Origin of the sequence: Acidovorax sp. 62 (assembly GCF_002754495.1) — a bacterium.
Classification (GTDB): Bacteria; Pseudomonadota; Gammaproteobacteria; order Burkholderiales; family Burkholderiaceae_C; genus Acidovorax.
In genome coordinates this window covers 1,754,552-1,779,816 of sequence record NZ_PEFJ01000001.1, presented here as the reverse complement: position 1 = coordinate 1,779,816, position 25,265 = coordinate 1,754,552, and the positions used below count along the sequence as shown (strand labels likewise).

Genomic DNA, 25,265 nt, shown 5'->3' with positions numbered 1-25,265 from the left:
CTTGCGGCGGCGCGGCGCCCGCGCACCCAGGCCCTCAGGTTCTACGAGGCACTGATGAGTGCCTTGTCTGCCAGCGTGTGCGTAGGGTGCTGCCCCGTCAGCAGCAAAAACATGGCAAACACCGGGCCTTGCATGGTGCGCTCGTCGGTCTCGCTCTCCAGCGCTTGCCAGGTGCGCGACTGCAGGCCGCCCCGGCTGCCTTGCTGCACCGGGTAGCCCATCAGTTCTGCCGCTTGCACCTGGCTCAGGCCTGCGGCAATGCGGGCGGCCTTGAGTTCGCTGGCGCTGGGGGCGGGCATGTGAAGAACCAAGGGGGCGGTGGTGGCTTGGGTCATGGGCAGGTGGGCAGGCAAATGAAGCAGGTTATCGGGAACAGGTTCGTCCCACATTATTGATCCGGCGCGAACCTCTGCTTGAACCGTTGAACCGTTCACGCTGAGCTCTTCGATAGGCTCAGGACGGGTTTGTCGAAGCGCCGCGCAAGGTTTCGACAAGCTCAACCCGAACGGATATTGCTATTTCAAAGAGGTCGGCTCCATATTCACGCGCTCGCGTCCTGGCAAACCGCTGTGATTTGGGCTGCTGGCAACGACAAAGGGGCCGAAGCCCCTTTGGTTCGCGCCCCGTGCGTTGCGGGGGGCTCCGCTCAGTCCAGCTTGATCTTGGCAGCAGACACCACGCTGGCCCAGCGGGCGCGTTCCTTGGCGAAGAACTGGTCTTGCTCGGCAGGGGTCATGGTCACCACTTCGGCGCCTTGTCCGGCCAGGCGCGAGCGGATTTCTGGGGCTCGGATGGCGGTGATCAGGGCCTTGTTCAGCTTCTGGATGATGGCATCGGGGGTGCCGCGTGGCAGCAGCACGCCTTGCCAGGTGCCCGATTCATAGCCTGCTACGCCTTGCTCGGCAATGGTGGGCACGTCGCCAATCAGGGGCATGCGGGTGGATTTGGAGACGCCCAGCACCTTGAGCTTGCCGTTTTGCACCTGGGGCAGGGTGGCCAGCATGCCGTTCATCAGGATCTGGGTCTGGCCTGCCACGGTGTCCTGGATGGCGGTGACGCCGCCCTTGTAGGGGATGTACTGCCAGCGCGCGCCGCTGGCGCGCTCCAGCGCCACACCGGCCAGGTGGGGGGCGCTGCCGGTGGCGGTCACGGCAAAGTTCAGGTCGTTTTTCTTCGAATACGCCACCAGCTCCTTGAGGTTGTTCACGGGCACCGAGGGGTGCACCACCAGCAGGTGGGGCGAGTAGGCCAGCATGGTCACGCCGCGCAGGTCCTTGGAGGGGTCGAACGACAGCTTGGTGTAGACCGAGGGGCTGATGGCCAGCGCGCCCACGTCGCACAGCAGCATGGTGTAGCCGTCCGGATCGGCCTTGGCCACAAAGTCTGCGCCCAGGTTGCCATTGGCGCCCGCCTTGTTTTCAACGATGACGGTCTGCTTCAGCGCTTCAGACAGCGACTGGCTGATGGAGCGCGCAATGATGTCGGAGCTGCCGCCGGGTGGGTAGGGCACCACGATGCGCAGTGTCTTGGTGGGCCATTCGGCAGCGTTTTGGGCGAAGGCGCTGGTGGCTGCGAGGGCGGCAATGCCGGCCAGCAAGGCCGTGCGGCGGATCAATGGCATGGAGGGTCTCCTGAGTCTGGGTTTTGTTGTTTGTCATCGTACAACTACGTGGTTTGCGAAACAAGGTCTGGGGTCGTAGGCTGGGCTTGGCGGGGAGGGCGGAAGCTGGTGTGGAGTTCTGCCTCAACCCCCGCGGCACAGGGCTTTCGCCGTGTTTTCAAGCGTGTGAAACGGTACCGTTTACCTAGGGAAAGTCCCTAATTCAAAAAGCCTCGGTGGTTACGGCTTGCACGGCCCAATCTCCACGGGCTGCTACGGGTAATCCCGTTGGCGCATTGGCTCCATTCGTCTCAAAATTTGCAACATGTTGTACGACAACGCACAACGTTTGCAAAACCAAACCGCTACACAGCGAAAGACAAAGGACGCAACGATGGCCTCTACCCCACAACGCAGCATTCGCTGGACAACGCCCTTGGCGGCCGGTCTGGTGTGCCTGGCAGCCTCTTCAGCGGCATCGGCCGCGACCTGGGTGTATGTCTCCAATGCAGACAGCCAGGACCTGTCGGTGCTGGAGCTGGACCGCAGCGCGGGCACCCTCAAGCCGGTCGAAACCGTGCCCCTGGGCGGCACCGCCATGCCCATGGCCGTGAGCCCGGACAAGCGCGTGCTGTACGTGGCCCTGCGCTCGCAGCCGTTTCGGGTGGTGAGCCTGGCCATCGACCCCGCCAGCGGCAAGCTGCGCAAGTTGGGCGAGGCCGCGCTGGCCGACAGCATGGCCAATATCGACACCGACGCCACCGGCCGCTGGCTGTTTGCCGCGTCGTACCCGGGGCACAAAATCACCGTGAACAGCATTGGCAAAGACGGCGCGGTGGGGGCGGTGCACCAGTTGATTCCAACCGCGCCCAACGCCCACGCCATCCACGCAGACGCCAGCAACCGCCATGTGTTTGCCACCAGCTTGGGCGGTGACAACCTGTCGGCCTGGCGGTTTGACGCCGAGACCGGCCGCCTGACGGCCCACGAGAGTGCGCTGACCACCGTGGCGCCTGAAAAGTCCGGTCCCCGCCACTTCGTGTGGAACCGCGCCCAGACCACCATGTACGTGCTCAACGAGCTGGACGCAGCCCTGAACGTGATGGCCTACGACAAAGAGCGCGGCACCCTGCGCCAAGTGCAGCGCACCACCACCTTGCCCGCAGGCTTTACCGGCAAGCCCTGGGCTGCCGATGTGCACCTGTCGCCCGACGGGCGCACGCTGTATGCGTCCGAGCGCACCTCCAGCACCCTGAGCAGCTTCAAGGTCGACCCGGCCACGGGCCAGCTGCAGCCCCTGGGCCAGGTGCCTACCGAGAAGTCACCACGCGGCTTTGCGGTGGATTCCTCCGGCCGCTTCCTCATCGCAGCAGGGCAAGAGTCGCACAGCGTCTCGGTGCACCCGATTGACCCCGCCACCGGCGTGCCTGGCACACCCACCCGCGTGCCTGTGGGCAAGAACCCGAACTGGGTCGAGATCGTCGATTTGCCTTGATGTCGTATTGACTGCAAGCCCTGGCAACGCGTATCGCTAGTGTCCTGAGTTGGAAGTTCGTTGATGAAATAAAGAGGTCGAAATCGTCGTCAGGCAAGGCGCAAACCGCAGCGATAGGCGTAGCTATCGCGAGGATTTGCAACGCAGCATGGCGGCGATTCTCGGCATCTTTATGAAACGAATCTCCAACTCAGGACACTCGGGGCTTGCAGACCCCTACAGCTATTTCATCCATCCGTCCATTCAGAGCCAGGAGCCCCAATGCAACGCCGAACCTTTGTCCACAGGTCCACCCTCGCAGCCTTCACCGCCATCGCCGCAGCCAGCACCCTGCTGGCCGTCCCCGTGGCGGCCCAGGGCACTTGGCCCACGGGCAAGGCCATCAGCTACATGGTGCCGTTTGCTGCAGGGGGCACCACCGACACGCTGGCGCGCCTGATCGGCCAGCAGCTGGGCACGGCGCTGGGCACCACCGTGGTGGTGGAGAACAAGGGTGGGGCCGCAGGCAGCATTGGCTCGGAGGCCGCAGCGCGCTCGGCCCCTGACGGCTACACGTTGCTGGGCGGCACCGTCAGCTCACATGCCATCAACATCAGCCTGTACCCCAAGCTGGGCTACGACCCCATCAAGTCGTTCAGCCCCGTCACGCTGATCGGCACCAACCCTGTGGTGCTGGTGGTGGCCGCCAACAGCCCCCACAAAACCATCAAAGACGTGCTGGCCGCCGCGCGCGTCAAAGAGGGCGGGCTGTCGTCGGCATCCGCAGGCACGGGAAGTTCGCAGCATTTGGCGGTGGAGCTGCTGGGCTACAAGTCGGGCGTCAAGTTCACCCATGTGCCCTACAAGGGCAGCGGCCCGGCCATTCAGGACGTGATCAGCGGGCAGGTGGACATGATGTTTGACACCACCGTGGTGGCTTCGCCGCACATCCAAAGCGGCAAGCTGCGCGCCATTGCCGTGACATCGCCCAAGCGCCTGGCCTCCATGCCTGATGTGCCCACCGTGGCCGAGTCGGGCGTGGCCGAGCTCAAGGATTTTCAGGTGCAATCCTGGCAAGCCATCTTTGTGCCCGCAGGCACCCCCACGCCGGTGGTGACGCGTTTGCACGACGAAATCCGCAAGATCCTGGCCCAGCCCGACATGCAAAAGCGCTTGACCGGCTTCGGCATGGAGCCTGCTGACTTGAGCGTGGCGCAGATTTCTGCCTTTCAAAAGGCCGAGGTGGACAAGTGGGCCCAGGTGATCAAGGCGGCCAACATCAAGGTCGATTGACCCAGGGCAGGTGGGGTGTGGCAGAGTAGGCGCCCTGTGTGCTTTCTCTTCCCGAGGGCTCTCAAAAACACCAAACCGTTCATGCTGAGCTTGTTGAAGCGCTGCGCAAGGCTTCGACAAGCCGGTCCTGAGCCTGTCGAAGGGCTCAGCCCGAACGGTGTGGACTCGGACGAGCGGAGCGCGAATCTGTATCAACGTCCCACCCTGCATGACATCCCCTCAGCCACCGCACCAAACACCGCCCCACGGTCTGCCTCCTGAGCCGCTTCAGGCACCGCTTTCTCCACCCACTGCCTCCAGCCCCTGGGCTGTGCTGTGGGTGTTTTTGCGTCTGGGGCTCACCTCGTTTGGCGGGCCGGTGGCGCACCTGGGCTACTTTCGCGACGAATTGGTGGTGCGCCGCCGCTGGCTGGATGAGCACAGCTATGCCGATCTGGTGGCACTGTGCCAGTTCTTGCCCGGCCCGGCCAGCAGCCAGGTGGGCATGGCGCTGGGCTTGATGCGCAGTGGCTGGCTCGGGGCGCTGGCAGCCTGGGTGGGCTTTACGCTGCCCTCGGCCTTGGTGCTGGCGGCGCTGGGGCTGGGGTTCTCGTCGGCCGGGGCGGGCTGGCCTGCCGGGCTGGTGCAGGGGCTCAAAGTGGTGGCGGTGGCCGTGGTGGCCCAGGCCGTGTGGGGCATGGCGCGCAGCCTGTGCACCAGCGCCGGGCGTGTGGCCTTGATGGGCGCGGCCTGCGCCGTCACCCTGTGGCAGCCCGGAGTGGCGGGGCAGATGGGGGCCATGCTGGGCGCCGCCCTGGTGGGGTGGTGGGCCTGGGGCCGTGGCGTAGCAGTGCCGCCTGCCATGGCTGCTGATGATGTCTGGGCCGTGCCGTATTCGCGCAGGGCAGGGCTGGCACTGCTGGCCGTGTTTGCGGCCCTGCTGGTGGCGCTGCCCTGGTGGGCGCAGGCCAGCGCAGGTGCAACGGCTGCAACCTCGGCAACAAACGCGGCTACCGGCTGGGCCGTGCTGGACGCGTTTTACCGCGCCGGGGCGCTGGTGTTTGGCGGCGGCCACGTCGTGCTGCCGCTGCTGCAGTCGGCCGTGGTGCCCACGGGCTGGGTGGCGGGCGACGCGTTCTTGGCAGGCTATGGTGCCGCGCAGGCGGTGCCTGGGCCGTTGTTCACGTTTGCTGCCTTCCTGGGCGCCGCCATGGCGCCGGGCTGGGCGGGGGCGGGCTTTGCGGTGCTGGCCGTTTTGGGCATATTTCTGCCCGCGTTTTTGCTGGTGGCCGGTTCCTTGCCCTGGTGGGCGCAACTGCGCCAGCAGGCCGGTGCACGTGGCCTGCTGGCGGGGGTGAATGCCGCTGTCGTGGGCCTGTTGCTGGCGGCGCTGTGGCACCCCGTGGCCAGCAGTGCCTTGCATGGCCCTGCCGATGTGGCCCTGGCCGCCATCGCCCTGGCGGCACTGCTCTGGTGGCGCGTGCCACCCTGGGCCGTGGTGCTGGCCACCGCACTGGCCGGGTGGGGCTGGCAGAGCGTGGTGGTCGGTTGAATATGATTGAATTTTGGTATTGAATCGGCCTCTAGCGCTTGCAGAATAAGCGCTGGCAGCTATCAAAATGGTAGTATTTGGGCGATTCTGCCCAGCGGCCCTGTTCTCGGGCATTCATTGGTTCTGCTTTCGCGTGCTGCTTTGAACTCTCCTGTCATCTCCTCGCTCGTCCCCGTCGTGCTCTTCATCGCCATCGGCTTTTTGACGGGCCGCCAGGGCTGGATTCGCAGCAGCGCCGTCAAAGACCTGTCCAACCTCGTCTTCATGGTGCTGTCGCCCGCACTGCTGTTTCGCACCATGAGCAGCGTGCACATCGAAGACCTGAACTTTGGCCCCGTGGCCATCTACTTTGCCGCCTTCATCGCCCTGTATGGCGCCACCATGGCGCTGCAGGGCTTCAATCGCCTGGGCGCCGCCCGTGCGCTGGCCAACACGTTCAGCAACACCTTGATGATTGGTGTGCCGCTGGTGGGCCTGGTGTTTGGCGATGCGGGGCTGGTCACGCTGTTCACGCTGATTTCGGTGCACTCCCTCATCTTGCTGACGGCCGCCACCGTGGTGTTTGAACTGGCCGCCGCCCGCGAGCACGCGGGCCAGTCCGACGCCACGCCCCCACCCATGTGGCGCACGGTGCTGCAGGCCGTGCGCAACGGCATATTGCACCCGGTGCCGCTGCCCATCATTGCCGGGCTGTTGTTTGCCCAGACAGGGCTGGTTCTGCCCGCCGTGGTCGATAAACCTTTGCAACTGCTCGGCCAAGCGCTGGGCCCGTTAGCGCTGCTGTTGGTGGGGGTCACACTCGTCTTCACCCCCGTGGGGCATCACTTCAAGGCCGCGCTGCGCATTGCCGTGGCCAAGTGCATTGTTCACCCCCTGCTGCTGGCAGCCCTGGGCTGGGCACTGGGCCTATCAGGCCTGCCCCTGGCCGTGATGATCGTGGCCGCATCACTGCCCGTGGGGGCCAATGTGTTTTTGTTTGCCCAGCGCTACGAGGTTGCGCAAGACGCAGTCACTGCCAGCGTGGCGGTATCGACGGTGCTGGCGCTGGTGACCATGCCGGTGGTGATTTTGTTGACTACGCGGTATGTGGTGTGAGGGGGCAGGTGGTGCATGTCGATGTGGATTAGGGCTACGCGAATTGAGTGCTTGTCTTGAGCAAACTTGGGTAGTAGGACTCCGAAGCAGCTGTGGATTCCAAACTTATGGATCGCTCCGCACAGAGCACGAATCAGGTAAGTTTTGTTGGGCTTACTGTCCCGATATAGTTTCCCGACGTAGTGCTTGCCGGGTTTCATGAAAAATTTATACCTGTTTATTTGCAAAGTGCCGTGGTTTGCAAGCCAACAGGCATGCGGATTGCGAGACTTTTTTCAAAAGATGTATCGTCACGCACCGGATGTATCAACCGGGTTTTGCCGTCTACATTACTACAAGGGCTTCCCCCAAAAAGTCAAACGAATACTCCCCCGCAATGAATCGCGCAGCGATTGATTGCGGAATTTGAATTCACTTCACTTTGCCACCACCGCACTCAACATGGCGCTGTGTCTGAGTGCAAAGAATGCGGACAGCGAAACTACAAACGGTCATTGATGCAAGCGGGCTTTAGCCTGCGGACCCTGATGAAAGACGCACGCGAGGTACCCATTCGTTAGCCGAGGACTCCTTGCCTCCGCGATGTATTCGGTAACCCCTCGCGCAGGTCCTACCCTTTGCTCATCAACGCTAGCTTTCACGCGGTGGAACTTGTCTCATGCAGGCAAGCGAAACGCCTCGCCTCGGTTCAATACTGCCCAGCACATGCGGGCATTCTTGGCGGCAATCGCAACCACCGCACGCCAGTAACCTCTGCGCTCAGCCAAGGCACAAGCCCAGCGACTGATGGGGTCTGAGCGGTTCTTGGCTGTTTGCAAGACCGAACGCGCTCCCAGCACCAGCAAAGAGCGCAAGTACGGATCTCCCGCCTTGGTGATATGCCCCAGGCGCGATTTACCGCCCGAGCTGTATTGCCCTGGAGTCAGTCCCAGCCAGGCGCTGAGTTGACGACCGCATTGGAAATCATGACCATGGCCGATGGTGCTCAACAGCGCTGTAGCCGTTGTGGGTCCCACCCCGGGCAATTGCATCAATTGTTTGACCTCAGTGTTGTGCCGTGCCAGCGTGGTGATGTGCTGGTCGTATTGGGCAATGCGCTCATCCAACCGGGTGACTTCACTGAGCAGATCACCGATCACTGTGTTGGCCCAGCCTGGCAGATCTTCCAGGCTGGCCAAGGCTTCGCGGCGCACGACGGCTGCCTTGAGCGGCAGCACGATGCCCAGCTCCGAGAGCAGGCCGCGAATTCGGTTGAGCGTTGCGGTGCGCTGCTCGACAAACCCCTGGCGGGCGCGGTGCACCATGAGCTGGCCTTGTTGCTCCAAACTCTTGATGGGCACAAAGCGCATATTGGGCCGGGTCACGGCTTCACAGATAGCCGCTGCATCCGCCGCATCGTTCTTGCCGCGTTTGCCTGACAGGCGGTAGGGGGCGACGAACTTGGGTGCCATCAGGCGCACAGTGTGGCCGAACTTCTGGAATTCTCGAGCCCAGTGGTGGGCGCCAGAGCACGCTTCCATGCCGATGAGACATGGCGGCAGTGCGGCGATGAGTTCGAGCAGCTTGGCGCGCGGCACACTGGGTCGCAAAAGTCTTGGCTTGCCTGTGGCATCAACGCCATGGACAGCAAACACATTCTTTGCCAGATCGATTCCGATGGTGACAATGTCAGTCATGGACTTCCCCTTCCAACAAACGAGTGAGTTGATGAGATATCGAACTTCCCATCGTGGCACCTGGATGCCGTATTCCGCAACTGTGCGGTCCACTCGGGACGGGGAAGTCCCTTTCATTCGTTAGGCCCACCAAATCCAATACAGAGTAGCGTCATGATTGCTGTTTACGAGCCTCCATACGACAGCCCAATCGAAGACCTCTTTGCGTACCACTTCGTCAAGTACGCGAGCGAAAGCGCTGCCATCGCACCACAGGTAGAAGTCGAAACTCTTTGCGGGCGCTTTGTTCTGGATTTTGTATTGGCCGGGTCAGATGGTTCGCGAATCGCAGTTGAATGCGATGGCAAAGAATTCCATGACTTCTCTAGAGACGAATGGCGTGACGCTATGATTTTAGGAGAAAGACACGTAGACGCAATCTATCGTCTACGAGGCGCCGACATTGTTCACAACATCGGTTGCGCCCTTTATGTCATGTCTCGGCTTGATCAAAACCTCTTCTCCGATCGAGGCTTAATCAACCTCAACACCTTGGCCCCAAGGGCCCTTAAGGACGCAGAAATCGCGCAAGATGCATCAATCATCGACTTCAGCCAACTAGACAATGGGGAGCTTGCAAGGCTATGGCTCTATGTCCGCCGATCTCGTGTATCGAACGGGGAGCGGAGGTTCTGGCAGACTGCCTATAAGCACGCGCTTTCAGTCGGAGGGGGAAAGTTAGACCAAGTGATTCAAAGCTATCGAAGTGGCGCTTTATAAGATGCACGACATTAACCACGATCTGGCGCTTGCCAGAGTTTTTTGGACACGCCAACATAACGCACTTGGAGTGAACTTGCCCAACCCTGCCTTCGCGTCCATGCCTAACATTGCGTTGCAGCTGACGCCAACAGCTTCGCTGTTGGTACCCTCCGCTTCGCTCCGGCGCCGCTGAACTTGGCGTTAGCCATAAGAGGCAGCCTTAGCCGTGCTTGTTGTCGGTGTCATCAGTACAGTCGTCGCGGACGGCTACGAACGCCTTCTAGAGGTCACACTCGCCGGCCAAGGCGGCTCACTCTGGATCTCTGCGCTGGAGCCGGAGCAATGGGCGCAGTCGGGTCAACAATCCAAAGTCTTTCGAGCTGGCGAGCCCGTCGAGCTCGAAGTCTTCCTTCGTTATGTCAATACAGTCGCGGCCCCAACACCAGAAGAACTCACAGGCCTTCGGCAGCCGATCGCCCGGTCATCACACACCGTTTTGGTTGGCAAGGTCTCTCGTATAGTGGAGTCCAATATCTTCGAGTGCTCCACAGAGTGGCAAGCACTTCTGGTTCAGTTCGAGCGCGATACGGCGCTTTCCATCGATCAAAGGATCAAGGTCAGTGGTGAATTGGCGGCTGCTGGCTAACTCCTCCGTCAAAGGGGCCTGCCTTCGGCAGGCCCCTTACGTCGAACCTTGAGCACCCGCTTTCGTGTGAGTTGATCGGCAGCGCCTCGCCGCCTTCAGCCGTTGGTAATCCCAGCTGCCCCCACCCCCAACAACTGATGCAAATGCGTACTGCTCGTCGTGTACTGCAACACCACAGGCTTGCCGCTCAGGGCTTCGGCAGCCGCAAAGGCGGCCAGGGTGGCTTCGTGAAAGCCGCAGACGATCAGCTTGCGCTTGCCGGGGTAGGTCACGATGTCGCCCACGGCGTAGATGCCGGGCACGCTGGTGCGGAAGGTGGCGGTGTCTACCGCCAGTTGTTTGCGTTCCATGGCCAGGCCCCAGTCTGCAATGGGGCCCAGGCGGGGGGAGACGCCCAGGGCGACGACCAGCACATCCATGGGCACGGCCAGCTCGGTGCCCTCGGGCGTCAGGGTTTGCAGGGCGGTCATGCGCTTGCCCTCGCGGTTGATGCTGGTGTCGCGGGTGATGCCGGTGATTTGGCCGACCACGACTTCGATGCGCCCGGCATCGCGCAGGGCATGCAGCTGTGCCAGCTGGTCGGGCGGGGCGTTGAATACATCGCGGCGGTGTAGCAGCAGCACGCTGGCGGCGGGTGATTCGGCAGCGCTGGCGGCTGCAATGGCGCAAGCCACGGCCGCGTCGTCACCGCCGTGCACCACCAGGCGCTGGCCTTGCAGCGTGGCGGCAGGCGGCAGGTGCTGGTAAAAAAGCTGTGTGCCTGCAAAGGCCTCGATGCCTTCGAGCTTGAGGGCGCGGGGCACGAAGGCGCCCACGCCTGCGGCGATAAACACGGCGCGCGCCAGCAGCTGGGTGCCTTGCTGGGTGGTGACGGCGATGCGCCCGTCGGGCTGCGGCTGTAGTGCGGCGACCTGGGTGCCCAGGTGCCAATGGGGCTTGAAGGGGGCGATTTGGTCGGTGAGCCGTGCGGCCAGCTCGTGGCCGGTGCACACGGGTACGCCCGGAATGTCGTAGATGGGTTTGTCGCCGTACAGCTCTACGCACTGGCCGCCCGCGTAGGGCAGTGCGTCAACGATGTGGGCCGCCAGGCCTTGCAGGCCCAGTTGAAACACCTGGAACAGGCCGACGGGGCCTGCGCCGATGACGACGGCATCGGTTTCTTGGATCATCGCTGTGGCTCCTGGATGCAACCGCAGGAACGGGAACGCAAGCGAGTGAGTGTGCGAGGGGGTGCGTGTAAATCAGCGCAAGACGCCCCGCTGCGCTGTGTCAACCAGTGCTGTGTGGGCAACCACCGTTCGGGCTGGGCCTGTGTAAGCCCTGCGCTGCGCTGAAGCAAGCCAAAGCGCAGTGTGAACGGTGTGTTGCGAATCACTTGACCAGGTCAGCGATCTTGCCTGGCGTGCCGTTCCACTGGTCGGCGTCGGGCAGTGCGGGCTTGCGCTTGGTGATGCTCTTCCAGCCGTCGGCAAAGGCCAGGTCGGCGTTGAGCTTGATGAAGGCCACTTGATCGGCGGGCAGGTCTTCTTCGGCAAAAATGGCGTTGGCGGGGCACTCGGGGATGCACACGGCGCAGTCGATGCATTCATCGGGGTCGATGACAAGCATGTTCGGGCCTTCGCGGAAGCAGTCCACGGGGCAAACGTCCACACAATCGGTGTACTTGCACTTGATGCAGTTTTCGGAAACGACGTGGGTCATGGCTGGAAATTGTGTGGGGTCGGTCGGTGAAAACCCGCGATTTTAAGGCCTTCACCCACCATCAGTAACAGGGTCCCTGAGTCCGCAAGGGGGACTCAGGGCATTTTCAAGGCGGTTTTGTTGCGCTGGGTCAGTTCACCAGCACCGCGCCAGCGGTCTTGTGGCTGGCGGTGTCCACCAGGATCAGCGAGCCCAGCACGCGGGCTTTGCCGAAAGCGGCGGCCGGAATCGCCTCTTGCAGCAGCAGCTCCACATGGCCGATGGCGTTGGGGTCGAGCTGCGTGGCGGCTTCTTCGGCCAGCGTGTTGATGTTGAGCTTGTGCACTACGGCCTTGACCTTGGCCTTGACCCAGCGGTGGCCATGCAGCGCCCAGTACACGCGGCCTGCGACCAGTGGTTCGTCGTCCATCCAGGCCACGGTGGTGCGCAGCTCGCGGCTGGCAGGCCAGGCGGGCACGGCCGCTGGGGTGTCGCCAAAGTCGTCGTCGGCCGGGGCTGCGGCGGCGGTGGGCGCGGCCAGAATCCAGTCGCCACGCGATACGTCCACCTCGCGGTCGAGGATGATGCCGGCGCTGGTGCCTGCGGGCACGTCCTTGGGGCGGCGGGCGTGGTCCAGCACCTGGGCGACCGTGGCCAGTTGGCCGCTGGGGAAGATTTGCACGGGGGTGCCGGGCGCTACGTTGCCCGATGCCACACGGCCCCAGAACACGCGTCGGCCCTGGGAGGTGTCGGACGACGAGGACGAGGATTTCTCGACCCATTGCACCGGGAATGCCAGGGGCAGCGCCGTGTCGGCGGGCGTGTTGGGCAGCGCTTCGAGCACCTGCAGCAGCGTGGGGCCTTGGTAGTCGCACCAGCCTGCGTTGGCGTCCACCACATTCCAGCCCTTGAGGGCCGACACGGGCACGGTGGCGCGCACGGCAATGCCTGCGGCCTGAGCAAAGCGGGCCAGCGCGCCCTGGATGTGCTTCCAGGCCAGGGCCGGGTCTGCCACAGCGTCGAGCTTGTTCACGGCAAACACCAGCGAGTGAACGCGCAGCAGGTGGGCCAGCAGGCTGTGGCGGCGGGTTTGGGGCAGCAGGGCCAGCTCGGGGTTTTGCCAGTCGAGCTTGGTGGCATCGACCAGCACCACGGCGGCGTCGGCACTGCTGGCGGCGGTGACCATGTTGCGGGTGTACTGCTCATGGCCAGGCGCGTCGCCAATGATGAACTTGCGCGTCTCTGTGGCGAAGTAGCGGTAGGCCACGTCGATGGTGATGCCTTGCTCGCGCTCGGCAGACAGACCGTCGGTCAGCAGCGCCAGGTCGGTCTCGCCACCGCGCTGCACGCCCGCCAGGTGGTCTTGCAGCACGGCCTTGCTGTCGACCAGCAGGCGGCCGATCAGCGTGCTCTTGCCATCGTCCACGCTGCCGCAGGTAATGAACTTGAGGGCGGAAATATGGTTATTTTGGCCTCCAGCGCTTGCTGGTTGTGCGCTGGCAGCTATTGAATTGATAGTGGTCATCAGAAATACCCGTCCTTCTTGCGCTTCTCCATCGAAGCGTCCGATGTCTTGTCGTCCATGCGCGTGGCGCCGCGTTCGCTCACGTCGGCGGCCAGGGTTTCGATCACGATGTCGGCTGGGGTGGCCGCCGTGCTCTCCACGGGTGCGGTGCAGGTGATGTCGCCCACGGTGCGAAAGCGCACGTCGCGGGTTTCCACAACCTCGCCGTCGCGTGGCGGTGTGAGTTCGGTCACGGGCATCAGCAGGCCCTTGCGGTCCACCACCTGGCGCTTGTGCGTGTAGTAGATGCTGGGCAGGGCGATCTGCTCGCGGTCGATGTACTGCCACACATCGAGCTCGGTCCAGTTGCTGATGGGGAACACGCGGAAGTGCTCGCCGGGCTGCAGGCGGGTGTTGAACAGCGTCCACAGCTCAGGGCGCTGGGCCTTGGGTTGCCATTGGCCAAAGCTGTCGCGGTGGCTGAAGATGCGCTCTTTGGCGCGCGCCTTTTCCTCGTCGCGGCGGGCGCCGCCGATCAGCGCGTCAAAGCGGAATTCTTCAATCGCTTCGAGCAGCGTGACGGACTGGTGCACGTTGCGCGACTCACCCGGGTGGGCCAGGCGCACGGTGCCGCGCGCCATCGAATCCTCGACGTTGCGCACGATGAGTTCGGCACCGAGTTCCTTGGCGCGGAAGTCACGGAAATCCGTCACTTCGGTGAAGTTGTGGCCCGTGTCGATCATCAAGAGCGGGTACGGAATGCCGCCACCACTGGCTTTGGTGCCAAAGGCCTTTTCGGCGCACTTGAGCATGACGAGCGAATCCTTGCCGCCCGAAAACAGCAGGGCGGGGCGCTCGAAGGCGGCGGCGACTTCGCGCAGGATGAAGATGGTTTCTTCTTCCAGGGCGTCGAGGTGCGAGTTGTTGAGGTGGTAGCTCATGTTGTTGTTTTGCAGCTGGGCTGCATCGGTGCGGGCGTTCATGGTCGGTGCTGCTGTGGAGTCAGTGGGCCAGATGCAAACCGCACTCGCGGTTGTCTTCGCCCTTGGTGGGGTCCACGTAGTCAAAGTTGTTGGGCAGGCCGTGTTTGACGCAGTACTCGTGCAGGTCTTTGGACGACCAGTGCAGCAGCGGCGCCACTTTGATGAGGCCGTCAGGGTTGATGCTGACGGGGTCCATCTGAGCGCGCACCGCAGTGTCGGTGGCACGCAGGGCCGTGAACCACACCTTGGGCGCGGTCTCGCGCAGGGCGCGGGCAAAAGGCTCCAGCTTCACTTCTTCCGTAAAGGCTGCGTGGCGTGGGTCGTCCAGCGCGGGCGTGGCGCCTTCCACGGCTTCACGGTGTGCGCGCGAGCGGCGTGGCAGGTAAATCTGCAGCTTCAGGCCCAGCTGCTTCGTCACCTCGTCGGCAAAGCGGTAGGTGGCTTCGGTGTTGTAGCCGTTGTCCATCCACACCACGGGCACATCAGGGTTGACCTGCGTGACCATGTGCAGGATCACTGCCTCGAAGGGGCGGAAGTTGGTGGTGACGATGGCGGGCTGGCCCAGCCCCAGCGCCCAGGCCACCAGGTCTGGGGCGTTTCGGCCGAGGTCGGCGTTGATGCGTGCGAGATCGATTTGGCTCATGGTCCGGGGCTTTGCGGTTGGGTTCTCAGGCGGCGGTGCGGTGGGCAAACAGCGGCTGGGGGTTCACGGCGTCGCCCTGGTAGAAGCCGGGGAACAGCTCAAACTGGCGCTGGGCATCGGCGGCATCCACCCCCTCGGCCAGCACGGCGCTGCTAAAGCCTGTGCGCTGCATCTGCACCAGCTGGTCGATCAGCACATCGCCTGTGGCGCGGATTTCGCCCGCAAAGCCACGGCGGCGGCGCAGCAAAAAAGCCTGGCTGAACGCACGGCCATCGGTGAAGTTGGGGAAGTGCAGGTCCACACGTTCCACGCCATCGAGCGGCAGGGCTGTGGCGTCGGCATCGTTGGCCAGCGCCACCACGCGGGCGTCGCCTTCCGCCGGGGGCTGGTGTTCGTGGGATGCGAGAAGTTTCAGGTTCATCATCGTTCGGATTTCGGTGGCAGGGCGGCTTCAGAGGCTGGGAGTTTTTTGCGAGAGCCCGAAAGGTGCGTCAAAACGCCGCTGATCGAGGCGCAAAGCACAGCCATAGCTCGGGCTATGGCGCGCATTTGCAACGACGAGCAGCGGTGTTTTGGCGTGCAAGGCGGGCATAGGAAAAAGACTCTCAGCCTCTTAGGCCGTGGCCAGGGTTTCGTCTTTGTGGCGGGCGAGCTTTGCGGCTTCCTTGAACGGGTCCAGGCCGGTGCGGCGCACGGTGTTCTGGAAGGTCTCGCCGCTTTCTCGCAGGTCGCGGTAGGTGCCGAGCACGGCCTCGATCACGTCGGGCACTTCGGCCGCCGAGAACGAGGGGCCAATCACCTTGCCTGCGACGGCAGCGCCCGACAGGTCCGAACCATCGGAGCCGCCCAGCGTGACCTGGTACCACTCCTTGCCGTCCTTATCCACACCCAGGATGCCGATGTGGCCGCTGTGGTGGTGGCCGCAGCTGTTGATGCAGCCGCTGATGTGCAGGTCGATCTCGCCGATGTCGTCCAGCTCGTCCAGGTCTTGGTAGCGCTGGGTGATGGCCTCGGCAATGGGCAGCGAGCGGGCATTGGCCAGCGCGCAGAAGTCGCCACCGGGGCAGGCGATCATGTCGGTGAGCAGCTGCACGTTGGCGCTGGCCAGGCCCAGGGCCTTGGCCTCTTGCCACAGCGCGAACAGGCGGCTGGCATGCACCCAGGGCAGCAGCACGTTCTGGTCGTGCGTCACGCGGGCTTCGCCAGCGGAGTATTTGTCCACCAGATCGGCCAGCGCGATGAGTTGTTCGCTGGTGGCGTCGCCGGGCGACTGGCCGGGGCGCTTGAACGACAGCGTGACGGCGCGCAGTTGCGGGTTTTGGTGTGCGTGCACGTTGCGCTGCAGCCAGCGGCCAAACATCACATGCTCTGCCGCCTGCGCGTCCAGCGAGGCCTGCAAGGCTGCGGGAGGCACGTCGGCAATGTCGGCCAGCTTCGGTGTCACAAAGCAGGAGGCCACGCGGTCAAACTCGGCCTGCGGAATGGTGTGCGGGCCACCGTCGATCTCCAGGATCTGGCGGTACTCTTCTTCCACATCGTCGATGTACTGCTGGCCTTCGGCCTTGACCAAAATCTTGATGCGGGCCTTGTACTTGTTGTCGCGGCGGCCGTGCTCGTTGTACACGCGCACGATGGCCTCGATGTAATTCATGATCTGGTTCCAGGGCAGGAACTCGCGGATCACGGTACCAATCACTGGCGTGCGGCCCATGCCGCCGCCCACAAACACCTTGAAGCCGATCTCGCCAGCGTCGTTCTTGAGCAGGTGCAGGCCCACGTCGTGCCAGCCGGTGGCAGCGCGGTCGTCCTTGGCGCCGCTGATGGCGATCTTGAACTTGCGGGGCAGGAAGGCGAACTCGGGGTGCAGCGTGGTCCACTGGCGGATGATTTCCGCATAGGGACGCGGGTCCACGATCTCATCCACGGCAATGCCTGCCAGGGCGTCGGTGGTGGTGTTGCGAATGCAGTTGCCGCTGGTCTGGATGCCGTGCAGTTGCACGCTGGCCAGCAGGTCCATCACGTCCGCGCTTTTGGACAGCGGAATCCAGTTGAACTGCACATTGGTGCGGGTGGTGAAGTGGGCGCAGTTCTTGGGCAAGAACGTGGTGCCCAGCTTGCCCTGGCCTTCAATGGCGGCCTTGAAGACGGCGGCTTCGGGTTCGTCGTATTCGCGGGCAATTTGGGCCAGCACGCGCAGCTGGCGGCTGGCGATTTCGCCGTAGGGCACGGCCACGCGCAGCATGGGCGCGTAGCGCTGCACATACCAGCCGTTTTGCAGGCGCAGTGGGCGGAAGTTGTCTTCCGACAGCTTGCCGGTTTGCCAGCGCGTGAGCTGGTCACGGAATTGCCGTGCCCGCTGCTGCACAAATTGTTGGTCGAATTCTGTGTATTGGTACATCGTGGTCAGTGCAGTTCAGTGCGTGCAACTCAAATCAAGATCAGTTTGAAGCCCGCCCAGGCGAGCAACAGCGAGAGGGCAGAGCGAATCAGCCGCTCAGGTGTGCGGGTGACCAGGCGGGAGCCCAGCCAGATGCCCGGCAGCGAGCCAGCCAGCAATTGTGCAAGCAAAGGCCAATCGACCGAGCCCAGCGATGCGTGTCCCAGACCGGCCACGAGGGTCAATGGCACGGCGTAGGCGATGTCGGCGCCAATGATGCGCGGCAAGGGCAGCATGGGGTAGACCAGCAGCAGCACGGTGACGCCAATGGCGCCCGCGCCCACCGAGGTAAAGGTGACCAGCGTGCCGATCACGGCGCCCATCAGGATGGGCAGGCTCCAGTGGCGAGGGCGTGTGGGGTCGCCGACATGGTTTTTGCGGGCGGCTGCCTCGGCCGCCTGGCGCTGGGCAGAAAAGGCCACGGCCTTGTAGAGCGTGGCCGCAGCCGTCAGCAGCAGGGCAAAGCCCAAGGTGGTGGTCATGATGCGCTGGGCCGTGCCGCTGGCGGGGCCCAGCACCTGCAAAGCCCACAGCGCCAGCAGTGCGGCCGGAATGCTGCCTGCGCACAGTTGGCCCACCACTTTCCAGGGCACCAGCCGCTGGCGGGCCAGGCTCACGGTGCCGCCCATCTTGGTGAAAGCGGCAAACAGCAGGTCGGTGCCCACGGCCATGTGGGGCTTGATGCCAAAGAAGAAGATCAGGATGGGTGTCATCAGCGAGCCGCCGCCCACACCCGTGAGCCCGACGATCAGGCCCACTGCAAACCCCGCAAAGACAAACGCCAATTCATGCATGGCCGCGAATGTAGAGGGGCGGCTTATGGATGCAAACTATTGTTTTGCTCTGCCAATATGCAAATATTTATATAAGCAAGGATTGGAGGGGCTTTGCGCCCGATTTTTGAGACGGTGCACTGTGGCGGGCGGCTTACGCCACCTCATGTCTCGCTTTGCGCAGGCGCTTGTCGCGCCCTCACATCCGCTCGCTCGACAGCGCCCGCGCCAGCTTGGCGTCCAGCGGCAAAGGCTCGGCATTGAGGCGGGCGGCCAGCAGCTCGCCGCACAGCAGGGCCAGCGTCAGCCCGCGTGCGCCCATGGCGGCGCACACCCACAGGCCGGGCAGTGCCTGTGCGTCCACAGGCCCCACGATGGGCAGGCGGTCTGGGGCGGTGCAGCGCACGGCGGCCCAGTGTTCTACGGCGGGCGGCGTGTCGGTGGTCTCTGCGGCGTGGGCCAGACGGGCCTCAAAGCGCGGAGCCAACTGACGTGCGGCCGTGGGTAGCAGGGTTTGCAACTTGTCCCAGTGTGACGCGTGCGCCGCCTGCTGGTCGGCGGCGCTGGCGGGCAGCTCCGTCACATTGCGCTCGAAGGTCGAGCCCATGATCCAGCCACGCTCAAAGGCTTCGCCTGCCGATTCATCGTTGTTGCGCAACCCAAAAGACGGCACCACGTTGCCATGCCCGTTGGCCGGAAAGGGCGCGGGCGGCGGCAGGTGGGCGGCATAGCGCCCCCACGACACCTGGCCGCGCACGGGCTGCAGGGGCCAGCGGTCGGTCAGCAGGGTGGGGCTGCCAGCGCCTGCGGCAATCACCACCACAGGGGCTTGCGCCAGCACCTGGCCTTGGGCATCCAGGGCCTGCCATGTGGTGAATGCAGCGGTGGAGTCTGCTCCGCCCGCTGCAGGCATTGCCCGCAGGCTGGCCACCTGGCATTGGCCTTGCCAAGTGACGCCGGGTTCACGCAGCAGTGCCCGCACCATTTGGGGGGGGCGTATCCAGCCCGCCTGGGCGTGCCAGCAGGCCACGGCATCGGGCGGCAGGCCCGCGTGCTCGCGGGCATCGGGCGGGGCGGGGGTGGTCCAGTCGGCACCGGGGCCGTCTTGCCAGTCGGCGGGCAGGCCGGGGCTGCCGTCGGTGCGGTGCTCCAGCACGCCGGTGGGCCCCCAGTCTTGCCCGGCTTGCAGGCGCTGGCTGGCTTGTTGCAGCGTGGTGCGCACGCCGCTGCGTGACAGGCGCGACAGCACGGCGTCGTCGGGCGACACATGGGGCGCAAACACCCCGGCAGGCAGGCCTGATGCCCCTGCGGCGGGCTCGCTGGCTTGGTCCAGCACCTGCACTTGCCAGCCCCGGCGGGCCAGGCTGGCGGCGGTGGCGGCACCCGCCAGGCCGCCGCCAATCACCAAGCAATGCTGCGGTTGTGCGGTGGCATGGGGGGCGGCATCTGGCAAGGTGGCCGTGCGGGCCCGTGGCTCCCAGTGGGGGTTGTAGGTGGCGTGCAGGTTGTCGCGCTTGGGGGGCACGCCGGGCACGCGCTGCACTTCAAAGCCGCATTCGGCCAGTGCATCGCGCACGGCGCGGGCAATGGTCCAGGTGGCCAGCTGTGTGCCCCGGCGGCAGCAGCGCGCCACGGCTTTCAAGGTGTGTGCGCTCCAGATGTCGGGGTTGACCGAGGGGCTGAAGCCGTCGAGGTACACCGAGTCTGCCGTGGGCGCCTGCTGGCGCAGCATCTCTTGCGCATCGCCCACATACAGGGTGAGCAACACGCGGCCCTCGTCAAACGCCAGGCGGTGCACGCCGGGCAGCAGGCCCCACCACTGCGCATGCAACTGCTCGGCCAAGGGGGCCAGCTCGGGGTGGGCGGTGGTGGCGCGCAGCAGGTCGGCGGCGCTCACCGGCCAGGCTTCGGTCGACACAAAGTGCAGCAGGCGGGGGCGCTGCGCGTCGGCCCGCCATGCGGCCCAGGTGACGAGAAAGTTCAGCCCAAAGCCAAAGCCCGTCTCCAGCACCCGCCATTGGGGCTGCCCGGCCCAGGCCGCAGGCAGGCCGCAGCCTTGCAGAAACACCCGGCGGGCTTGGTCCAGGCCGCCGTTTTCACTGTGATAGCGGTCGGCAAAGCGGGGGCTGTAGGGGGTGCCGTCGGGCAACCAGTCGATGGGCTCGGACATGGGGTGAGGGGCTGCTGAAAATCGAAATCGCGCAAGCCTTGCGTGCGTCGCAGAAAAAGAAATGGCGCCGCAAGGGCGCCGTGCTGAGGCTGCTTTGTACCGGAAGCCGGGGAGCCTGCGGTTGTGCTAGATCATTGGCTGGGCGGGACGTAGCCCGCCGCGGCGTCTGCGCCGCCGCCGAAAAAGTGATTCTCCATCTGCCGGGCCAAGTATTGGCGGGCGCGGGCGTCGGCCAGGTTCAGGCGGTTTTCGTTGACCAGCATGGTCTGGTGCTTGAGCCAGTCGGCCCAGGCTTGCTTGCTCACGCTTTCCCAGATGCGCTTGCCCAGCTCGCCAGGGTAGGGCGGAAAGTCCAGGCCTTCTGCCTCTTGGCCGAGTTTGATGCATTGGACGGTGCGTGCCATGGTGGTTCCTTGTCGTGGTCTATGTGAAATCGAGACGGCATCAGGCGCCAGCAGGTGCGGGCGTTGAGCTTGCCTCAGATGATTTGGATATAAAGAACTGAAATCTCAGTAGTTCCAGTTTTTAAGAGGGCCTTCCAGAATGCGTTTCATCGGTGTTTTGCACCGCCCCGCATTCCAATAAACGAGGCCCTCCATGAACTTTCGCCGCGACTTTATCAAGTTTCCATTTGCCGCAGCCTTTGCAGGCGCTTTGGCCCTGACGGCACTGCCGTCGTTTGCGCAGTCTGTGACGCTGCTCAATGTGTCGTACGACCCCACGCGGGAGTTGTATGTCGAGTTCAACCAGGCGTTCGCCAAATACTGGAAGGCCAAGACCGGCCAGGACGTGACCATCAAGCAAAGCCACGGCGGCTCGGGCAAGCAGGCGCGCTCCATCATCGACGGGCTGGACGCTGACGTGGCCACCCTGGCGCTGGCGGGCGACACCGATGCGCTGCACACCAACGGCGGCTGGATCACCAAAGACTGGCAAAAGCGCCTGCCGCACAACAGCTCGCCCTACACCTCCACCATCGTGCTGGTGGTGCGCCAGGGCAACCCCAAGGGCATCAAGGACTGGGACGACCTCGTCAAGCCCGGCATCAGCGTGATCACGCCCAACCCCAAGACCTCGGGCGGCGCCCGCTGGAACTACCTGGCCGCGTGGGAGTTTGCCAAGCGCAAGTACGGCGGCGACGCCAAGGCCAAAGACTTCGTGGCCAAGCTGTATGGCAATGTGCCCGTGCTCGACACCGGCGCACGCGGCTCCACCATCACGTTTGCCCAGCGCAACCAGGGCGATGTGCTGGTGGCCTGGGAGAACGAGGCCTACCTGCTCGAAAAAGAATTCGGCACCAAGTTCGACGTGATCGCGCCCTCCATCTCCATCCTGGCCGAGCCCGCCGTGACGGTGGTAGACAAGAACGTGGACAAGAAGGGCACGCGTGCCGTGGCCGAGGAATATCTCAAGTTCCTCTACACCGAAGAAGGCCAGGACATTGCGGGCAAGAACTTCTACCGCCCCGCCATTTCCGACAAGGCCAAGGCCAAGTACGCCAAGCAGTTCCCCAAGCTGAACCTGTTCACCATCGACGACGCCTTTGGCGGCTGGACCAAGGCGGCCAAGGACCACTTTGCCGACGGCGCCAGCTTCGACCAGATCTACACCAAGAAGTAACCGGCCCGCCCTCCGTGCACCACGGGCCCCGGCCATGCCAGGGCTTTGGATGGAACCCGCCTGCCAAGCCGTGCAGCGCGGGCAGGGCGGAGCACAGCCTGAACGCATCCTTTGAAGAAAATCAGGCTCTAGCGCTTATCTATTAAGCGCTGGCAGCTATCAAAATAGTAGTGAAGGAAAGATATGTCCGCCTTGTTGATTGCCGGCAGCCCTTCAGAGCGCTCCCGCTCTGCCGCCTTGCTGGATGCCGTGTCGCAGCGCCTGCACGCCCGGGGTGCCCTGGTGGACCGCATCCACATCCGCGACCTCTCGCCCCAGGCCCTGCTGCTGGCCGACTTTGGTCACCCCACCGTGGTGGCTGCGGCCGACCAGGTGGCCCAGGCCCGCGTGCTGGTGGTGGCCACCCCGGTCTACAAGGCCGCCTACAGCGGAGTGCTCAAGGTGTTTTTGGACCTGCTGCCGCAGACCGCGCTCAAGGGCAAAACCGTGCTGCCCCTGGCCACAGGTGGCAGCCCGCACCACATGCTGGCGCTGGATTACGCCCTGCGGCCCGTGCTGCAGTCGCTGGGTGCCAAGCACATCCTGCCCGGCATCTACGCCACCGATTCGCAAGTGACCGTGACGCCCGAGGGCGGATACGACGTGCACAGCGACATCGCTGCGCGGCTGGACGATGCGGTGAATCTGCTGATCACCGAAACCCTCAAGCCCACACCCGCCCAGGCCGGACGCTTCGAGCCCGTCCACTTCTCGCAGGTGCGATGTAGCGTGTAACGCAGCCACCAGGCCAGCGGTGGGGGCGCAGAAGCCTCCACCCTGGGCCTGGTTCCTCTCCCCTTGATTTGTTGACATGCCCAGGTTGCAGGGCAGGGGGCAGTGTTGCCCGCTGCACGGCGATAGCGGATCGCTGATTTCCGATAGCACCGCCGCCTGGGCGACTGAACCACCCCAAAAGAGCATCCCATGACACACCGTTTTTCATCTTCACGCCGCCAAGTGCTGGCGACCAGCATTGCTACCGGCTTGGCCGCTGCAGGTCTGGCCACCCCGGCCTTGGCCCAGTCGTCCGCAGCCCCCGTGCTGCGGGTGGGCCACCAAAAAGGCTGGCTCTCGCTCATCAAGGCCCGTGGCACGCTCGAAAAGCGCCTGGCCCCGCTGGGCGCCAAGGTGACCTGGACCGAGTTCAACGCCGGCCCTGTACAGCTCGAAGCGCTCAACGTCGGCTCCATCGACTTTGGTGACGTGGGCGAAGCACCCCCCATCTTTGCCCAGGCCGCTGGCGCGCCACTGGTGTACGCGGGCTCCTCGGTGCCCCGCCCGGCGGTAGAGGCCGTGGTGGTGCCCAAGGACTCGGCCATCCGCACCGTGGCCGACCTCAAGGGCAAGCGCGTGGCCTACAACAAGGGCTCCAATGTGCATTACTTTTTGGTCAAGCTGCTGGAAAAGCACGGGCTGAAGTACGCCGACGTGCAATCCGTCTTCCTGGCGCCGCCCGATGCCCGTGCTGCCTTTGAAAAAGGCGCGGTAGACGCCTGGGTGATCTGGGACCCCTTCCTCGCCTCGGCCGAGAAAACGCTGGGCGCCCGCATCCTGGCCAACGCCCAGGGCGTGGTCAATAACCGTGCGTACTACTTCACCTCGCGCGACTTTGCCACCCGCCACCCCGAGGTGCTGCGCATTGCCGTGGACGAGGTCAACACCATCGAGACCTGGATCTCCAAGAACAAGGCCGAGGCCGCCACCGAGCTGGCGCAAGTGCTGGGGCTGGACCGCTCCATCACCGAGCTGTTTGTGGGCCGCGTGGGCTACGGCACCACCGTGGTCACCCGCGACATCCTGGCCGAGCAGCAAGCCATTGCCGACACCTTCTTTGACCTGAAGCTCATTCCCAAAAAGTTGAACCTGCTGCACGCCGCCCCTGTGGACCTGAAGTAATCCAGGCACCGCTGTAGCCCTATTGATGCACTGACCGAGGAGCCCACCATGCCCACCCGTACGCCTGCACCCATGCCATTTCCTCTGCACCAGCGCCTGCAGCAGATGCTGTGCGTCACGGCCCAGGCCTGGGGGCTGAGTGCCAGGCCTTGCAACGGCGCGGGGCGTGCACCGACCTTCGGTTTTGCGATCTCGTACTGACCCCCCAAAAAAAACAGGCACCTGGCCCCAAGGCCGGGGCCCCAAAACACTCTCAGCCCCCCAGCACACAGGTGACCTCCATGCAGATTTTCTGGTTCATCCCCACCCACGGCGACAGCCGCTACCTGGGCACCGCCAAGGGCGGCCGCCAGCTCAGCCACGACTACCTCAAGCAAGTGGCCGTCGCGGCAGACAGCCTGGGCTACGAAGGCGTGCTCATCCCCACCGGGCGCTCTTGCGAAGACCCGTGGGTTATTGCATCGACCCTGCTGCCCGTCACGCGCAACCTCAAGTTCTTGGTGGCGGTGCGCCCTGGCCTGCACCAGCCCGCGCTGGCCGCCCGCATGGCCGCCACGTTCGACCGCCTCTCGGGCGGGCGCCTGCTCATCAACCTGGTCACCGGCGGCGACCAGACCGAGCTGGAGGGCGACGGCGTGTTTCTCGACCACGCCGAGCGCTACGAGCAGTCGGCAGAGTTCATCCGCATCTGGCGCGAAATTCTGGCGCGCAGCCACGATGGCGAAACCTACGACTACGAGGGCAAGCACCTCAGCGTGAAGGGCGCCAAGCTGCTGTTCCCGCCGCTGCAAAAGCCCCACCCACCGGTGTATTTCGGCGGCTCGTCTGCCGCAGCGCACGACCTGGCGGCCGAGCAGGTCGAGACCTACCTCACCTGGGGCGAGCCACCGGCCGAAGTGGCCAAGAAAGTGGCCGATGTGCGCGAGCGCGCCGCCAAGCTGGGCCGCACGGTGCAATTCGGCATCCGCCTGCACGTCATCGTGCGTGAGACGGAGGAGCAGGCCTGGGCGGCGGCAGAAGAGCTGATCAGCCATGTGGACGACGACACCGTGGTGCGCGCCCAGGCCGTGTTTGCCCGCATGGATTCTGAAGGCCAGCGCCGCATGGCCGCGCTGCATGCCGGAGGCGCCAAGCGCAGCCGCAAAGACCTGGAGATCAGCCCCAACCTGTGGGCCGGTGTGGGCCTGGTGCGCGGCGGTGCAGGCACGGCACTGGTGGGCAGCCCCGAAACCGTGGCCGCCCGCATCCAGGAATACGCCGACCTGGGGCTGGACACCTTTGTGCTCTCGGGCTACCCACACCTCGAAGAAGCCTACCGCTTTGCCGAGCTAGTGTTTCCGCTGCTGCCCGTCAAGGTGCAGGAAAAGCTCACCGGAGGCAACCCGCTGGGGCCTTTTGGCGAAACCGTGGGCAACCAGTACGTGCCCAAGGCGTCGCAAAGCTGAGCCGGCGGCACGGCGAAAC

General features: G+C 64.3%; 24 protein-coding genes. 11 read left to right on the top strand and 13 right to left on the bottom strand.

Going from position 1 to position 25,265, the window contains the following annotated elements:
- Positions 1–41: 41 nt before the first annotated feature.
- Together CLU86_RS07930 and CLU86_RS07925 are read right to left on the bottom strand one after the other, a co-directional pair.
- A complete protein-coding gene (locus CLU86_RS07930) occupies positions 42–335 on the bottom strand; it encodes a helix-turn-helix transcriptional regulator (RefSeq protein ID WP_099741231.1) in 294 nt (97 codons plus the stop codon).
- Positions 336–646: 311 nt separating this feature from the next.
- Positions 647–1,621 carry a tripartite tricarboxylate transporter substrate binding protein gene (locus CLU86_RS07925; RefSeq protein WP_099655581.1) on the bottom strand — a complete coding sequence of 325 codons (975 nt, stop codon included), beginning with the start codon at positions 1,619–1,621 and terminating at the stop codon, positions 647–649.
- 373 nt (positions 1,622–1,994) lie between these two features.
- On the opposite strand from CLU86_RS07925, the gene CLU86_RS07920 reads away from it, so the two are divergent.
- From CLU86_RS07920 to CLU86_RS07905, 4 genes are all read left to right on the top strand, one after another.
- Positions 1,995–3,095: a beta-propeller fold lactonase family protein gene (locus tag CLU86_RS07920; RefSeq protein ID WP_099743418.1), complete on the top strand. Its 1,101-nt coding sequence runs from the start codon at positions 1,995–1,997 to the stop codon at positions 3,093–3,095.
- 261 nt (positions 3,096–3,356) lie between these two features.
- On the top strand, positions 3,357–4,367 hold the full coding sequence (locus CLU86_RS07915; RefSeq protein ID WP_099741230.1) for a tripartite tricarboxylate transporter substrate binding protein: 1,011 nt from the start codon (positions 3,357–3,359) through the stop codon (positions 4,365–4,367).
- 208 nt (positions 4,368–4,575) lie between these two features.
- Positions 4,576–5,898, top strand: a complete 1,323-nt coding sequence (gene chrA, locus CLU86_RS07910; protein WP_099741229.1) for a chromate efflux transporter — start codon at positions 4,576–4,578, stop codon at positions 5,896–5,898.
- A 141-nt stretch (positions 5,899–6,039) separates the two neighbouring features.
- Positions 6,040–6,993 carry an AEC family transporter gene (locus CLU86_RS07905; RefSeq protein WP_099741228.1) on the top strand — a complete coding sequence of 318 codons (954 nt, stop codon included), beginning with the start codon at positions 6,040–6,042 and terminating at the stop codon, positions 6,991–6,993.
- Between the two features lie 656 nt (positions 6,994–7,649).
- On the opposite strand, the gene CLU86_RS07900 is transcribed toward CLU86_RS07905, so the two are convergent.
- Positions 7,650–8,669, bottom strand: a complete 1,020-nt coding sequence (locus tag CLU86_RS07900; RefSeq protein ID WP_099741227.1) for an IS110 family transposase — start codon at positions 8,667–8,669, stop codon at positions 7,650–7,652.
- A gap of 153 nt (positions 8,670–8,822) precedes the next feature.
- Here CLU86_RS07900 and CLU86_RS07895 point away from each other — a divergent pair, with 153 nt between their 5' ends.
- Positions 8,823–9,428 carry a hypothetical protein gene (locus CLU86_RS07895; protein WP_099741226.1) on the top strand — a complete coding sequence of 202 codons (606 nt, stop codon included), beginning with the start codon at positions 8,823–8,825 and terminating at the stop codon, positions 9,426–9,428.
- A gap of 208 nt (positions 9,429–9,636) precedes the next feature.
- On the top strand, positions 9,637–10,056 hold the full coding sequence (locus tag CLU86_RS07890; RefSeq protein WP_099741225.1) for a hypothetical protein: 420 nt from the start codon (positions 9,637–9,639) through the stop codon (positions 10,054–10,056).
- Positions 10,057–10,151: 95 nt separating this feature from the next.
- Here CLU86_RS07890 and CLU86_RS07885 read toward each other — a convergent pair whose 3' ends face one another.
- The 10 genes from CLU86_RS07885 to CLU86_RS07840 all read right to left on the bottom strand — a co-directional run bounded on the left by CLU86_RS07885 (position 10,152) and on the right by CLU86_RS07840 (position 20,650).
- A complete protein-coding gene (locus CLU86_RS07885) occupies positions 10,152–11,225 on the bottom strand; it encodes an NAD(P)/FAD-dependent oxidoreductase (protein WP_099741224.1) in 1,074 nt (357 codons plus the stop codon).
- Between the two features lie 202 nt (positions 11,226–11,427).
- Positions 11,428–11,757 carry a ferredoxin FdxA gene (gene fdxA, locus CLU86_RS07880; protein WP_099655576.1) on the bottom strand — a complete coding sequence of 110 codons (330 nt, stop codon included), beginning with the start codon at positions 11,755–11,757 and terminating at the stop codon, positions 11,428–11,430.
- A 130-nt stretch (positions 11,758–11,887) separates the two neighbouring features.
- A complete protein-coding gene (locus tag CLU86_RS07875; RefSeq protein ID WP_099741223.1) occupies positions 11,888–13,261 on the bottom strand; it encodes a sulfate adenylyltransferase subunit 1 in 1,374 nt (457 codons plus the stop codon).
- Positions 13,261–14,223, bottom strand: coding sequence for a sulfate adenylyltransferase subunit CysD (cysD, locus tag CLU86_RS07870; RefSeq protein WP_099655574.1), 963 nt, complete (start codon positions 14,221–14,223; stop codon positions 13,261–13,263). The genes CLU86_RS07875 and cysD overlap by 1 nt, the downstream gene beginning before the upstream one ends.
- A gap of 19 nt (positions 14,224–14,242) precedes the next feature.
- Positions 14,243–14,866 carry a phosphoadenosine phosphosulfate reductase family protein gene (locus CLU86_RS07865; protein WP_055393876.1) on the bottom strand — a complete coding sequence of 208 codons (624 nt, stop codon included), beginning with the start codon at positions 14,864–14,866 and terminating at the stop codon, positions 14,243–14,245.
- A gap of 25 nt (positions 14,867–14,891) precedes the next feature.
- Positions 14,892–15,281 carry a DUF934 domain-containing protein gene (locus CLU86_RS07860; protein WP_099743416.1) on the bottom strand — a complete coding sequence of 130 codons (390 nt, stop codon included), beginning with the start codon at positions 15,279–15,281 and terminating at the stop codon, positions 14,892–14,894.
- Between the two features lie 198 nt (positions 15,282–15,479).
- Positions 15,480–17,264 carry a nitrite/sulfite reductase gene (locus CLU86_RS07855; RefSeq protein ID WP_099741222.1) on the bottom strand — a complete coding sequence of 595 codons (1,785 nt, stop codon included), beginning with the start codon at positions 17,262–17,264 and terminating at the stop codon, positions 15,480–15,482.
- 29 nt (positions 17,265–17,293) lie between these two features.
- Entirely contained in the window at positions 17,294–18,097 is an 804-nt protein-coding gene (locus CLU86_RS07850) for a sulfite exporter TauE/SafE family protein (RefSeq protein ID WP_099741221.1), read from the bottom strand.
- Between the two features lie 178 nt (positions 18,098–18,275).
- Positions 18,276–20,246 carry an FAD-dependent 5-carboxymethylaminomethyl-2-thiouridine(34) oxidoreductase MnmC gene (gene mnmC / locus CLU86_RS07845; protein WP_099741220.1) on the bottom strand — a complete coding sequence of 657 codons (1,971 nt, stop codon included), beginning with the start codon at positions 20,244–20,246 and terminating at the stop codon, positions 18,276–18,278.
- Between the two features lie 131 nt (positions 20,247–20,377).
- Positions 20,378–20,650, bottom strand: a complete 273-nt coding sequence (locus tag CLU86_RS07840) for an oxidative damage protection protein (RefSeq protein ID WP_099741219.1) — start codon at positions 20,648–20,650, stop codon at positions 20,378–20,380.
- Positions 20,651–20,843: 193 nt separating this feature from the next.
- Between CLU86_RS07840 and CLU86_RS07835 the strand changes: the two genes are divergently transcribed.
- The 5 genes from CLU86_RS07835 (at position 20,844) to ssuD (ending at position 25,246) form a co-directional block, all read left to right on the top strand.
- Positions 20,844–21,866, top strand: a complete 1,023-nt coding sequence (locus tag CLU86_RS07835; protein WP_099655569.1) for a sulfate ABC transporter substrate-binding protein — start codon at positions 20,844–20,846, stop codon at positions 21,864–21,866.
- A gap of 183 nt (positions 21,867–22,049) precedes the next feature.
- Positions 22,050–22,640: an NADPH-dependent FMN reductase gene (ssuE, locus tag CLU86_RS07830; protein WP_099655568.1), complete on the top strand. Its 591-nt coding sequence runs from the start codon at positions 22,050–22,052 to the stop codon at positions 22,638–22,640.
- A gap of 189 nt (positions 22,641–22,829) precedes the next feature.
- Entirely contained in the window at positions 22,830–23,801 is a 972-nt protein-coding gene (locus tag CLU86_RS07825; RefSeq protein ID WP_099741218.1) for a sulfonate ABC transporter substrate-binding protein, read from the top strand.
- A 48-nt stretch (positions 23,802–23,849) separates the two neighbouring features.
- Positions 23,850–24,002 (top strand): hypothetical protein, encoded by a 153-nt coding sequence (locus CLU86_RS22895; protein ID WP_199173420.1) that lies wholly within the window; start codon positions 23,850–23,852, stop codon positions 24,000–24,002.
- An 80-nt stretch (positions 24,003–24,082) separates the two neighbouring features.
- Positions 24,083–25,246 carry an FMNH2-dependent alkanesulfonate monooxygenase gene (gene ssuD / locus CLU86_RS07820; protein ID WP_099655566.1) on the top strand — a complete coding sequence of 388 codons (1,164 nt, stop codon included), beginning with the start codon at positions 24,083–24,085 and terminating at the stop codon, positions 25,244–25,246.
- Positions 25,247–25,265: the final 19 nt, after the last annotated feature.